Genomic DNA, 14,036 nt, shown 5'->3' on the forward strand with positions numbered 1-14,036 from the left:
ATGGAATTTGATCTGGTTGCCAGTCTGATTTTTTTTGCGTTCTGTGCAGGGGCGATTGATGCGGCGGTGGGTGGCGGCGGGCTGATTCAGACCCCGGCACTGATGGGGGCATTACCGCATTATCCAATAGCGACAGTTTTTGGAACTAATAAGCTGGCATCCATCTGTGGCACGGCTTCCGCAGCATTTTCATATATGCGTCAGGTAAAAATTGAGTGGAAGCTGCTTGTTGTGATTGGGGTGACTGCATTTATCAGTTCATTTGGCGGTGCGGCCTGTGTGTCCATGGTCCCCCAGGCAGTTTTAAGACCCTTTGTGCTGTTTATGCTGATCGTTATTGCCATTTATACCTTCGCCAGAAAGCAATTTGGACAGGTGCATTTTCAGCAGGCCATCACGCCAAAAACTTTATTGCTGGCTGCTATTGGTGGCCTGGTCATCGGGTTCTATGACGGCATATTTGGACCGGGAACCGGCAGTTTCTTTATCTTTTATTTTATCCGTTATTTAAAGGTGGATTTTCTGCATGCTTCAGCGCTGTCGAAAATCGGCAATTTTATGACCAACTTTGCGGCACTGAGTTTTTTTATTCCGACCGGACATGTACTGTTCAGCCTGGGATTGATGATGGCTGTGGCCAATATTGCCGGTTCACTGGCTGGGGTAAAAATGGCGCTGAAATATGGCAGCGGCTTTATCCGCATTTTGTTTCTGATCCTGGTCAGCATTCTCATCTGCCGGCTGGGCTATCAGATGCTGGTGACATAATGTGGCTTTTTGCTAAGTGATGCCGGATTGCCGATCGGCTCTGAATGTCACGCCAATAGAGGCCAGCATAATGCAGGCCAGTGCAATGCTCTGCCATATATTGAGATATTCCTGTAACAGGATCATACCACTGACTGCACCGAGTGCCGGCGACAGGCTGGACAGCGTACCGTAGCTGAGTTTACTTAAATGTTTTAAGGCGAGTAAGTCCAGTGCATAGGGAATCACGGTGGCCAACAGGGCAATCAGTGCAGCCAGACCCCAGTACTGGGTCTGCATCAGTGCGGCAGGATGTTGTACGGCACTGATGGGCAGCAGCACCAGTGCAGACAGAGTAATGGCAATACTCAGGGCGTGCAGGCCAATATTCTGACGAACCACTTTCTGTCCAAAATAAATATACATTGCCCAGCATGCGCCGGCACCGATTGCAAAAGCAGCACCTGAATATGAAAAATGATGATCACCGGTATTCTGCCACGGCACCATCAGCACAACTCCGGCAATGGCCAGGCCAACCCAGAGATAATCACTTTTCTGTCGGATGGACAGCAGGGCAAGTGTCAGTGGTCCCAGGAACTCAAGTCCAACGGCAATGCCCTGAGGCAGTTTGCCCAGTGATGCGTAAAACAGGACATTCATCAGACAGACGGAACCACTGTAGAACAACAGATCAGTCCATCTTAAATAAGGCAGCCGCCTGATGATTCTCCAGGAGCGGAAGATCACAATCACCAGAATAGCGGCGAAACAGAGTCGCAGCGTGACCACGGTAAAAGGATCAAGTACTGCAATCAGCTGTTTGGCAAATGACGCGCTGATCTGATAGGCCACCATGGATAAAACCATGTAAAAAACAGCAGTGAGTCGGGCGTTTGGCATAGGTCAGATAAAGTCAGGGTTACTGAACGGATTTCAGTTGTTCAGGGCGGATTTGCAATTTTGAGGATCAGTTCTAAAGATTGGCTCTGATGATCTGCCTGATCAAAAAAGCCACAGCACGGGCTGAGGCTTTTTTGACGGACTCAGAATAGCTCAGAACGTCCTGAGCGCAGGAAATTAAAACAGGATACGGACTCGAATGGTCCCTTCAACATTCTGCAGTGTATCCAGTGCATCCTGAGATGCTGTGGCATCAACATCCATGACCAGGTAACCGACATCACCTTTGGTCATGAGCGATTGACCGGAAATGTTAATGTTATGTTCGGCAAACAGGTTGTTGATTTTGGACAGTACGCCCGGCACGTTTTTGTGAATGTGCAGTAAGCGGTGTTTGCCTTCGGTCAACGGCAGAGCAATTTCAGGGAAGTTGACTGCGGACAGGGTCATGCCTTTGTCTGAATAAGCCACAAATTTCTCTGCAACCTCAAGGCCGATGTTGGCCTGAGCTTCCATGGTTGAACCGCCCACGTGTGGTGTTAAAATCACGTTGTCCAGACCACGTAAGGGTGAAATAAATTCTTCACCGTTCGCTTTCGGTTCTTTCGGGAATACGTCAACAGCGGCACCGGCAATATGACCGGATTTAATCGCATCGGCCAGGTCTTCAATGACCACACAGGTTCCCCGTGCTGCATTTAAGAAGATGGAACCTTCTTTCATTTTGGCAAACTGTTCCCTGGCAAAGAAGTTTTTGGTGGATGGAACATCAGGTACATGCAGGGTAACCACTTCAGCATTGGCCAGCAGTTCATCCAGGGAACCCACCTGACGGGCATTACCCATGGGTAATTTGGTCACGGCATCATAATAGATGACATGCATACCCAGACTTTCTGCCAGTACGGAAAGCTGGGAGCCGATTGAACCATAACCCACGATTCCCAGGGTTTTTCCGCGGGTTTCAAATGAACCATTGGCCGACTTGTTCCAGCCACCACGGTGTGTGGACGCCGATTTTGCAGGAACACCACGAAGCAGCAGAATGGTTTCTGCCAGTACCAGTTCAGCAACGGAACGGGTATTGGAATACGGGGCGTTAAAGACAGGAATCCCGCGCTCCATGGCAGTGTTCAGGTCCACCTGATTGGTGCCGATACAGAAACAGCCAACAGCAATGAGTTTTTGTGCCGAAGCAAAGATTTCTTCAGTTAACTGGGTGCGGGAACGAATACCAATAAAGTGCGCATCCTTGATCGCTTCTTTCAGCGCTTCACCCTCAAGCGCAGTTTTACGGTAATCAATGTTGTTGTATCCGGCAGCATTTAAGGTGTCGACAGCGTTCTGATGAACGCCTTCCAGTAACAGGAAACGGATTTTGTCTTTAGGCAGTGAAAGGTGTTGGCTCATTAACGGCTCCGCTACAAAGGCCAAATTAAGTCGCAGTATGATAGCATAGACAATACGCTATAGATATTTCGTTTATGATCGTGACAGTGGATATTTTATCGGCAATAATTGACGGGTCTGGCGCTGTTGCTGCAATGACGTATACTCCATGATCATGGGCTGATCATCCGGGGTTTCAGTCTATGCAGTGTTGTCGCTGAAATGCAGCGTCAGTGAGTGGTGAGTATTTTTTAAATATTTCCGTTTTCAGTGCTTTATCTGTATTGTCATTCGGCTGTCTTCAGACAGATGCCAGGATTGATCCACAGGTGAGTAAAACTGGAAGTGCCCCCTTTAACCCCTGTTATTTTTCCCAGGCCTGTATACGATGAATGTTCCTGTTGCATTATCCCCTGAATTACTGACTCAGTTAACGGCAATTGTCGGTGAAAACCGAATTAAAACGGATGCTGACAGCCTCGAAAACTGGGGGCGGGATCATACAAAACATTTTGATCCGAACCCGTCAGTCATCGTTTTTCCGTCCACGACAGAGCAGGTGCAGGCCATTGTGCGGCTTGCAAATCAGCTGAATGTTGCAATCACCCCGTCCGGTGGCCGTACCGGTTTATCAGCAGGTGCTGTTGCTGCCAATGGTGAAGTTGTGGTGAGTTTCGACAAAATGAACCAGGTGCTGGAGTTTTTCCCTGCGGATCGTATGGTCCGTGTGCAGGCGGGGGTGGTCACTGAACAATTACAGAATTATGCCGAAGAGCAGGGCATGTACTACCCGGTGGATTTTGCCTCAGCAGGTTCGTCACAGATTGGCGGGAACATTGGCACCAATGCAGGCGGTATTAAAGTCATTAAATATGGCATGACCCGTAACTGGATACTGGGTCTGACTGTGGTGACCGGTAAAGGCGATATTCTGCGTCTGAATAAAGGCATGATTAAAAATGCCACTGGTTATGCCCTGCAGCATTTATTTATTGGCGGTGAAGGTACACTTGGCCTGGTGACGGAAGCTGAAATTAAACTGGAGCGTCAGCCACAGGATTTACAGGTGCTGGTGCTAGGCGTGCCTGATTTTGAGGCGGTCATGCCGGTGTTGCATGCGTTTCAGTCCCGTATTGATTTAACTGCATTTGAATTCTTTGGTGAACTAGCCATGCAGAAGGTATTGGACCGTGGTCACGTACAGCGTCCATTTGATACAGCATGTCCATTTTATGTGCTGCTGGAATTTGAAGCGCCTTATGCACCGATTATGGACGCGGCAATGCAAATCTTTGAGCACTGTATGGAACAGGGCTGGGTACTGGACGGTGTCATGAGTCAGCATCTGGAACAGGTGCAGAATCTGTGGCGTCTGCGTGAGGATATTTCAGAATCCATTGCACCTTTTACGCCCTATAAAAATGATATTTCAGTACTGATCACCCATGTGCCGGCATTTATTCAGGAAATTGATGCAATTGTGGCTGAAAACTATCCGGACTTTGAAATCTGCTGGTTCGGTCATATTGGTGACGGCAATCTGCATTTGAATATTTTAAAGCCGGCTGATCTGAGTAAGGACGATTTTTTTGCGAAATGTCAGGTGGTCAATCAATATGTATTTGATATCGTAAAAAAATATGAAGGCTCCATTTCTGCTGAACACGGTGTGGGCATGACCAAAAAACCGTATCTGGATTACACGCGTTCTGCGGAGGAAATCGAATATATGAAAGCACTGAAAAAAGTGTTCGACCCAGCCGGAATTATGAATCCCGGGAAGTTATTTGATCTGTAGGTCATATTTGCAGAGCGAGCGATACATAGTTTCCATAGTGTAAATAAAAAAGGCATAGCATCATTAAGCCATGCTTTTTTTATTCAGGGGAGTCTGCAGATGCTGCGTTTTCTTTCAATTTCCGTTATCTCTGTTGCAGTGATGACAGGGTGTGCAACCACTGAAAAACTGACCAAAAAAAGTTGGTCTGGGAACGTCTGGTACTCCAATGCAGCAGGTCCTGAAAGCACAGCCGGATATTCTGAAAAATCAGAACAGTATTTCGGTCCGTCAGGTGTTTAACCGGGTTGAATCACCGACTGCATCCCAGATTGCAGTGGTTGAGTCACGTTTAATGGATGATTCAGTCGCTGCGGTGCGTACGGATTATATTTTTAAGCGTATGGACCATGATGAGTGGAAGCTGCAGGAAACCCGAAAAAGTTATAAATGCTCGCGCGGCAAAAACACCGGAGCCTTTCAGAGTAAGTTATGTCCCTAGTTTCACCTGTGAATTTTGCCATTGAGCTGTTGGATGTTGTATCGCTTGCATTGATATGAATCACAAAAAAGCGTATTCGATCGGATACGCTTTTTTTCATGTAAAAACGGTCTGCGTATCGCCTGAACATGCTATACATGATCAGCAGTTTTCCAGTCGTTTATATGCTGAGTATTCAGGGTGATATTCACATTTGATGATCCAGAGCCAGGGCAGCAGCATCTGATGAGAGATGATTGCAGCCTGAGACACAATACCATGGTGGTGAAAGCCGGCACGATTAAAGGACAATAATGCGCGTATGAAAACCCTTGCTTTTACGCATCGCAATGATACCCGTTTTGCTATTGGGGATTTTTATCCGGCCCTGTCGGTTTTTTCACATTATGAACTGGGCAATACCATTTCGCCTTTTCTGCTGCTTGACCATCTGGGGCCGGGTGTCTTAAAGCCGACCAGGCTGCGTAAGGGGGTGACTGAACATCCGCATCGTGGTTTTGAAACCATCACTGTAATTTTTGCAGGCGAACTGGAACATCGTGATTCATCCGGCGGCGGCGGTGTGATTGGACCCGGCGATGTGCAGTGGATGACAGCAGCGTCCGGGGTGTTGCATACCGAGACCTTCAGTGAGGCATTTTCCATAGCCGGCGGTGCATTTGAAATGATCCAGTTCTGGGTGAATTTACCGGCAAAGGACAAAATGAAGGCGGCCCGTTATCAGAGCATCCGCAGTGCAGACATTCCCCGCATCAGTCTGGATCATTCAGCTGCTTATGTCCGGGTCATTGCCGGGCAATATATGAACAGTACCGGTCCGGCAGCAACCCATACACCGGTCCGTGTTTTTGACGTTCATCTTCCGGCAGGCGAGCGCATCACTTTACCGGCAGATGCCGGTGATACCACGATCATTTATTTGCGTTCAGGGCGATTGCAGTTTGCTCCGGAAGAGGAAGTAGTGCAGGAACAGTCCATGGCGATGATGTCCAGTCAGGGCGAAAATGTGGAGATCACCGCATTGCAAAACAGTGATCTGCTGTTTTTGTCTGCTCAGCCGCTGAATGAACCGATTCATGCGCGGGGCCAGTTTGTGATGAACAGTTACGCTGAAATTTTACAGGCTTATGATGACCTGAAAGCAGGTAAATTTCTGAATCCACCCATTTCAGACTGAACTGGAAGCTATCTGACATCTGAAAAATATTGCTGATCTTTTACAGCAGCAGATGACATTCAGGCTGAATTAAGGAATCACACCACAGGCAATACGATCGCCACCGCCGCCCAATGGTCTGGGAAAGTCTGAGTAGTTATCGCCACCGGCATGGACAATCATGGCCAGTCCATGGATATCTGACAATTTTAACCTTGGGGCAATGACGGTGGTCGTGGCTGTACCATCAGTGGCGACATTCAGTACCGGCAGGTCACCCAGATGTCCGTTATTGGGAGTGCCGTGGCCTTGTGCATGATTCGGGTTGAAATGTCCGCCGGCTGCGAGCGCAGCGCCCATTTTTCCGTCTTTTTCAGCCGGTGCGCAGGAACCTTTTTCGTGGATATGAAAGCCATGAAAACCGGAAGGCAGCTCAGTCAGTTGTGGACGGATGCGTAAGCCTTCAGGGCTGTCCTGTAAGTTGATGGTGCCAATTTTTTTTACAGCCAGATATATTTTTTGAGCTACAATAGGTAAACCCTTTTAGATTGCCTGCTATCATGCCAAAAATATATTCAAAAGATTTGCATCTGAAAGTCAGGATATTGTCAGTCAACAGAATATTCCCATCTGTGAGGCTCTGGATATCGGATTTAAAGAAATGTAGCTCTTAATCCACATGTGGCTATGCAGGAATGCCGGGTTAATCCCGGCTTTTTATTTCATAATCTGTGAAAATTTAAACTCCTGTAACATGAGGAAAATGTACCAGAATGTCAACAGAAGTTTTTTAATTTTCACACACATCCCGGTTTATCTAAACTTCGGCTGAATATTATTATCTTTGATAATCTTAACAATTGAATACAACACACTTCTCCTTACATGCTGATTAGCATAACTACCTTGATGATCAAAGCCTTGCATTTGAAATACTTGTTTAATGCCACTCTGTTTTGTTGGTGATATCGGGGCAACACCAGAGTAAAAAGGTACAGTGCCATCACCATATAAGTTTTTACTGGAAATTGAAAATTTTCCATATTTTCCATTGGCTAAGCGAATATATCTAAATCCATTGTTTGGAATAAAATTTTGATCAAAGTACGCTTTTTTCTCCTTTTTGTCTTTGATCTGCTTCATCTGTGCAAGCACCTGGTTATTTTTATTTTTAATTTCCTGCCCATTCACACGTGGTAAGGTATGTAACTGGGCTGGATTTAGACCTGTCAAAGGTCGATCCAGGCTCCAGTGTAGTGTACCATAAGTCAGATTTTTAGGGTCAGCACCAAAATGCACATAGGTATGTGGATGATAATGTTTTTCAATAGATTCGTGAAAATCTTGAACTCCTTCAATCAAAAATTCGAAATTTTTTCTAGGCGTTTGTTTAGAATATCTTCTACCAAGTGGATTAATCAGTTCATCTTTGACCATTTCCCACCAGACATTATGAGCTTTATAAATTTCTTTATAAGGATCAGCTTTAGGCAGGTTAACGACATGGATGGTGCCTTTTTCATCCGTACCTCGTAAACTCAACCAGAATGGGGTTGTTGTCTTGTCTTTTTTAAGAATACGATAATCTTTACCGGGTAAAAGCTCCAAGCCACCCTGGGAGTTCGATAAAACAGCAGTTACATGTTCTGTGTTTTTCCCTAAAACCAGTCCAGCTGCGATATCTTTTGCTCCGCTTCCTTCAATAGAACCTGCAACCAGGCGACGATAAACAGCAGGTGCACCTACAGTGGGCATCACCCCATGAATGATGCCTGCAATATCTTCTCCCATTTTTGTGGATAAATTTCGACCCACCAAACCGCCCATCGAGTGGGTGACGACAATAAATTTATGAAAATTCTTCCCATATTTGGCTTTTATGTTTTTCATTGTCTTCATAATGTCATCTGCGGACAGTGCATTGGACTGAAGCCAATTGTAGCCCAGGGCATAAACAGGAAAACTAAACTTTTTGAGTTTTTCAATATCAGTCTTATCTATACTCTCAAACCCAGTTTGCGGTTGCCATGTCTGTTTCTCATTTGAACTCAATAAACTTAACCAGTCTGGTGTATATTTATCATCCTGAACGATTAACTGATAACCTTGCCGACTTTCCAGCCAATTTTTTTCAGTTGCCTCTAAACGTACATTGGCAAGCGCCCCTTCAAAAAACATCAGGGAGGGTCCATAACTTTCCCAATGTACCGTTCCCCATAATCTCTTTCTTGCTTCTTCGGTGGTGATTTTTGCTCTTGGATCGATATATAAATCACCTGTTGGATCGACCTCGGTTTTTTCTGCATCCAATTCATTTTGCAATTGTGCCGGAGACTTTTGAGATTGATTATAAACTGTTCTAACTGCACCAGCATAATTACCTATACGCCAAACAGGCTCTTTGCTTTTTTTATTTCTTAAGTTTGATCCCATAATCCCAGGAATAAAGATAATAGGAATGGTATCTGGCCAGGGAATTTCCACCAGTGTTCCTGTTTTATTGCTGCTTGCTGATGTCGCCTGAATGGTATTATTTTTTTCAATCATGTTCTTTCCCCTGATTAAATCCTGATATTTTTATGCTCTCTAAAATAAAATCATTCAGTTGAAGAATTTGTTTCTGGCTTATTGATGAATTTTCTTTATTGATAGAATCTCTCACTCCTTTTAATCCCAAATATATATAAGAATCCGTAGGATCATCTAAAGTTCCTAAATATTGCCATACACCTGATTCAAAGCCTCGACCAAAGCTTAAACGCTGCTGGTAATGGGTCATCACTTCTTCACCTTTCATACCATTAATTTCTTTAGAACCAGATCGAATGTCACTGACTTTAAGTTCTTTTTTAAGTTCTTCTGGTATTTCTTCCCTATTTTTCTGAATCATTTGTACCAAAGGTAAATCAGACTCATCTCTTGCTCTATTTTCAATATTCATCAAAACTTCAGGATAAGAAGGAAAGGATAAAAAAGCTTCGCTTAAAAAGAAGCGGTTTTCAGTCATATCATCTGCAATAAAATAATCTTTCCAGCATAAGCCTGCTTGATCTGGACCTTTGGATGGTTTTAATTTAAAGTTTTCAATAATATTTTCAACACTGATTAAAGCATCTTTTAATTTATCATCATCTGCTCGGCTTTTTATTTTGATTAATTTTCGATTTAAATAGATATACGCATCTATATTAAACTGTGAAGATGTAAATTTATTATTTCTATAGATAATAATATGGCTAATTGATCTTTGATTCAGCTTTAAACTGCCCATTTTTTCAAACTTAAGCAGACTCCCCTCAGTTTCGTGCTTTTGTTTTTTTAAGGTTTCAATTTTATCTTTGATAAATTGATCATACTGATCAAGATTTTTTACCTCTTCAACAATTTCAAAATCACTCCCATCAAATGAAAATTCACCGAATGTAACATCAGTTTCTTTCGGGACAGTAAATTCAATACGTCCCAAACAAATATTTTTTGTGTCTTTGAAATTAATCATATTATTTTTTTCATCCTCACCTTGAAATTTTGAACAGGATGTTCCAGGTAACATTAAAGAAAGCAGCAGTAAAATCTTTAGTTTCTTCATTCGCAATCTCATTCCCCTATAACTATTTTAGTTGTTAATGGCTCTATCGAATCACGATTACTCAACTTAGCTTTATCATGTTCATTTAAAATCTCTTGATCTAAACTCACATATAAGTCAGTGGCTAATGGAAAATAAATCCTATTATTTTTTTCAATCATGTCCTTTCTCTCGATTAAATGCCGATATTTTTATGCTCTCTAAAATAAAATCATTTAATCCAAGCACGAGCTTTTGATTTAGAGGTGCATTTAGCGCTTTATTATTAACTTCATCCACACTTTCCAAGCCTAAATATAGATAAGAATCCTTAGGATCATCCAAAGTCCCTAAATATTGCCATGCACCTGATTCAAAGCCTCGACCAAAGCTTAAACGCTGCTGGTAATGGGTCATCACTTCTTCACCTTTTAGACCATTAATTTCTCTAACACCAGATCGAATGTCACTGACTTTAAATACTTTTTTAAGTTCTTCTGGTATTTCTTCCCTATTTTTCTGAATCATCTGTACTAATGGTAAATCAGACTCATCTCTTGCTCTATTTTCAATATTCATCGTCACTTCAGGATAAGAAGGAAAGGATAAAAATGCTTCGCTTAAAAAGAAGCGGTTTTCACTCATATCATCTGCAATAAAGTAATCTTTCCAGCATAAGCCTGCTTGATCTGGACCTTTGGATGGTTTTAATTTAAAGTTTTTAATAATATTTTCTGTTCGACTTAAAGCTCTCATTAATCTGTCATTACCTGCTTGGCTTTTTACTTTAATTAATTTTCGATTTAAATAGATATATGCATCTATATTAAATAAAACATCCGTATACTCAGTAGGTCTATAAACAATAATATGACTAATTGATCTTTGATTCAGTTTTAAACTGCCCATTTTTTCCAGTTTAAGCAAATTCCCCTCAGTTTCGTGCTTTTCTTTTTTTAAATTTTCAATTTTATCTTTGATAAATTGATCATACTGATCAAGAGTTTTTACCTCTTCAACAATTTCAAAATCACTCCCATCAAATGAAAGTGTACCGAATTTAACATCAGCATCTTTTGGGACGGTAAATTCAATACGTCCCAAACAAATATTTTTTGTGTCTTTGAAATTAATCATATTATTTTTTTCATCCTCACCTTGAAGTTTTGAACAGGATGTTCCAGGTAACATTAAAGAAAGCAGCAGTAAAATCTTTAGTTTTTTCATTCGCAATCTCATTCTTCTGTAGATATTTCAATTTTTAACTCTTTCATTAAGTCAGCATTACATAATTTGGTTTTTCCATTTTCATCTGAAACCCCTTCAAAAATCTGCCCATCTTCCGCCGTGATTTTGTATTTAAGATTTTTTACAGGTGCTCCATCTGGATAGTACAAAATAAAATGCTCGTCATAGCTGGATTTCAACTCAGGCATTGCTGGAAGCTGACTGGAAAGTGATGCGCCACCACTGATTTTTACCTGGCCTGCCTTAAGTTCCATCAGACCCGGACAGCCAATTTCAATATTTCCACCTTCGATTTTGATATATCCACCACCGGATGTAATGAGAATACCTTTTCCACTTTCCACTCTTACAAGGTCACTGAGTGAATACACATGCATTTGTTGCTTTGAAGAAAGCGTCATTTTTCCTTTTTGTGCTGTGACATCCACATCACCTTCACCGGATTTAATCCTGATCCCTGCATGTTTTGCAAAAATACTGATTTTATCCAGTGCCTTTGCAATCCAGCTTTTACCCGTAAAGAACTGAAGATTTTTCGGTGTACTGACATCAATATTTTGTTTTGCTTCGAGCAGCATGTTCTCTTTACTGTTGAACACCATTGCCGATTCACTGTGTAAAGCGACCAAAGCATCTGAACCTTCATTCCACTGCTCAATCTTTTCCAGAAGAGAGTTTTGTGATTCCAGGTCAGGTTCATCAACTTCATGGGCTGAAGCCAGCTCTTTAAAATATTGATTACTTTCGTTATGAAACTTTAGATTTTCATGAATACTGGATCTGCTTAATTGCTCGCCTTGCGCTTGCTCTGATGACTCTGAAGATAAAAGAATTCCCTTTGACGCACGGATCGCCCCCCACCGGTCCGTCCGCAGTTCAAATCCTTCACCACGACCCTCACTTTCAGCTTTGTCTTTCGGATGACTTAAATGGCCTAAATTCAGCTGGGTTGCAGCATGACTGCTGTGTAACTGGGCACTGATTTGTCCTGTCGTATCATCAAAACGCAGCTGGTTATAACCCTCGCCGCCAACTTCTCTGGAACGAATGCCACTAAGTTTTTTAGTATCCGGCAGCTGGCCCAGTCCGTCAAAACGGGTCGGGGACCGATGGCCTTCGTGCAGCCGACCGGCCACGTAGGGACGGTCCACATTGCCGTCAAAGAACTGGATCACCACAATTTCATCAACCCGCGGCAGAAAGCGTGCGCCGTAGCCATCCCCGGCCCACGGGGTCAGTACATCCACCCAGGCGGAGTCGCTGTCGTTGTCCCTGGTTCCGGCACCACCGTCATGGGCCCGCTGCGGATGCGCCACCGGCTGCTGCCGGGCGTCGTAGTCCGGTACCATCGGGATCTGCCGCCGGATCAGGCTCAGCCGGCTGCGCTGGTGTTGTGGTCGGGTGCTGTGGTGAGTCTGCCGTTCCCGGTCGGTCAGCAGGGCATTGAGTTGTTGCTGCAGCGCTTTGGGCAGGTTGTTCTCGTGCCAGTGGCTTTTTGCCGTGATCAGCAGTTCCCGCTCGGACCGGTCATGCCGCTGCAGTTCCGGGTGGTGTTCCAGTTCAAACCAGTAGCCCACCCGGGCATCGCGGACGCTGCCCTCTGCCGTGAATTGTTTTGCCCGCAGTTCGTGCAGCCGGCTGAGGTGCAGGTTCAGCCGTTCCGGCTGGCTGTTGCCGGCGCGGGTGGCGCCGTCGTCTCCGTTGAGGTCCGCTGTCCACGCCGGGCTGTCCTGCCGGGCATCCTCCAGGCCCAGCCGGGCCACACTGTGCTGGGTCGAGTGCTGATGCAGGCTTTGCACTGAACCGCTGCCGTCCTGCCGGTACAGGCCTTCCGCCTGCCAGCGCTGGATGTGGACTGCGGTCGGCTGCAGGCTGCGCTGTGCGCTGAAGCTGTCGATGCTGTCCCGGGCTTCGGTGGCATCGCTGCGGTGGTAGCGGATGCTGCCCCGCATCAGTGCGCGGTAGTGGCGGTTGTCGTCAATCAGCCGCAGCAGCTGCGGCTGGATCGGGCTGGTCACGTCTGCCGGGACCGGCTCGCTTTCGTCAATCAGGCTGTTGATGGATTCGGAAATCAGCAGGCGCTGGATGAATGCCGCATCGCTTTCCATGCTCTGCATGATGAAAGGCCGGATGTCGTAATCCCCCCTCAGGCCCCGGGTGTCCAGCTGCAGTGACGCGGCAAACAGCGGACTGCGCTGCTGCCATTCCCGGAACAGGATCTCCACCACCTGCGGTACGCTTTTGTTCATGAACACCCGGCTGTTGCGGCGTTTTTCCCACAGTGCCGTGGCATCCTGCAGCTGCAGCCGGTAGATGCTCAGCGCACCGTCCGACTGGCCGGCTTCCGCCCCGGTGATGATGCCGCTGATGCGGTGCAGTTGCCCCAGGTCGGTTACCGTGTCCACGGCCACCCGGCAGCCGATCAGCTGTTTCAGTTCGATATGGGCATTGATGGACAGGCACAGCAGCTCGGCCTTCAGCCCGGCATTGAGGGCGTGTCCGGCATCGATGCGCTGCAGGAACAGCTGCAGGTTCAGGCCCGGGTCTGAAAACTGGATGTGCAGGCTGCGGTTGCGGGCACTCAGCCCGAGCCGGTCCATTTCGGCGTGGATGTGCAATGGCTTGATCATGTTCGGCATGCTGATTATTTTTAAGCAGTTTTTTATAATTATGGGTGGTTTGATCGGCAAGTCCACCCCATAAATTGTAATACTTTATGACAGTTAAACAATAAGGGAATTCATGG

At 45.2% G+C, this 14,036-nt stretch carries 10 protein-coding genes and 2 pseudogenes; 4 read left to right on the top strand and 8 right to left on the bottom strand.

Going from position 1 to position 14,036, the window contains the following annotated elements; translation table 11 throughout:
• Entirely contained in the window at positions 1-768 is a 768-nt protein-coding gene (locus tag ACT6PV_RS02140; protein ID WP_445114862.1) for a sulfite exporter TauE/SafE family protein, read from the top strand.
• Between the two features lie 12 nt (positions 769-780).
• Here the strand turns inward: ACT6PV_RS02140 and ACT6PV_RS02145 are convergent, their stop codons facing one another.
• Entirely contained in the window at positions 781-1,650 is an 870-nt protein-coding gene (locus tag ACT6PV_RS02145; RefSeq protein WP_445114863.1) for an EamA family transporter, read from the bottom strand.
• Positions 1,651-1,827: 177 nt separating this feature from the next.
• Entirely contained in the window at positions 1,828-3,060 is a 1,233-nt protein-coding gene (gene serA / locus ACT6PV_RS02150) for a phosphoglycerate dehydrogenase (RefSeq protein WP_445114864.1), read from the bottom strand.
• A gap of 367 nt (positions 3,061-3,427) precedes the next feature.
• Here serA and ACT6PV_RS02155 point away from each other — a divergent pair, with 367 nt between their 5' ends.
• From ACT6PV_RS02155 to ACT6PV_RS02165, 3 genes and pseudogenes are all read left to right on the top strand, one after another.
• Positions 3,428-4,837, top strand: coding sequence for an FAD-binding oxidoreductase (locus ACT6PV_RS02155; RefSeq protein WP_445114865.1), 1,410 nt, complete (start codon positions 3,428-3,430; stop codon positions 4,835-4,837).
• Positions 4,838-4,936: 99 nt separating this feature from the next.
• Positions 4,937-5,318: pseudogene (locus tag ACT6PV_RS02160) on the top strand (hypothetical protein).
• A 301-nt stretch (positions 5,319-5,619) separates the two neighbouring features.
• Positions 5,620-6,495: a pirin family protein gene (locus tag ACT6PV_RS02165; RefSeq protein WP_445114866.1), complete on the top strand. Its 876-nt coding sequence runs from the start codon at positions 5,620-5,622 to the stop codon at positions 6,493-6,495.
• Between the two features lie 69 nt (positions 6,496-6,564).
• Here ACT6PV_RS02165 and sodC read toward each other — a convergent pair.
• The 6 genes and pseudogenes from sodC to ACT6PV_RS02195 form a co-directional block, all read right to left on the bottom strand.
• Positions 6,565-6,972: pseudogene (gene sodC / locus ACT6PV_RS02170) on the bottom strand (superoxide dismutase [Cu-Zn] SodC); the annotation flags it as partial.
• A 315-nt stretch (positions 6,973-7,287) separates the two neighbouring features.
• Positions 7,288-9,021 (bottom strand): esterase/lipase family protein, encoded by a 1,734-nt coding sequence (locus ACT6PV_RS02175; RefSeq protein WP_445114867.1) that lies wholly within the window; start codon positions 9,019-9,021, stop codon positions 7,288-7,290.
• On the bottom strand, positions 9,014-10,063 hold the full coding sequence (locus ACT6PV_RS02180) for a T6SS immunity protein Tli4 family protein (protein ID WP_445114868.1): 1,050 nt from the start codon (positions 10,061-10,063) through the stop codon (positions 9,014-9,016). The genes ACT6PV_RS02175 and ACT6PV_RS02180 overlap by 8 nt, the downstream gene beginning before the upstream one ends.
• Positions 10,064-10,071: 8 nt before the next feature.
• Positions 10,072-10,224 carry a hypothetical protein gene (locus ACT6PV_RS02185; protein WP_445114869.1) on the bottom strand — a complete coding sequence of 51 codons (153 nt, stop codon included), beginning with the start codon at positions 10,222-10,224 and terminating at the stop codon, positions 10,072-10,074.
• Positions 10,217-11,269 carry a T6SS immunity protein Tli4 family protein gene (locus ACT6PV_RS02190; protein WP_445114870.1) on the bottom strand — a complete coding sequence of 351 codons (1,053 nt, stop codon included), beginning with the start codon at positions 11,267-11,269 and terminating at the stop codon, positions 10,217-10,219. The genes ACT6PV_RS02185 and ACT6PV_RS02190 overlap by 8 nt, the downstream gene beginning before the upstream one ends.
• 8 nt (positions 11,270-11,277) lie before the next feature.
• The gene (locus ACT6PV_RS02195; RefSeq protein ID WP_445114871.1) at positions 11,278-13,920 is read right to left on the bottom strand and encodes a type VI secretion system Vgr family protein; all 2,643 of its coding nucleotides are present in this window, start codon (positions 13,918-13,920) and stop codon (positions 11,278-11,280) included.
• Between the last annotated feature and the right edge of the window lie 116 nt (positions 13,921-14,036).

The sequence above is a fragment of the Acinetobacter sp. WZC-1 genome, assembly GCF_052544965.1.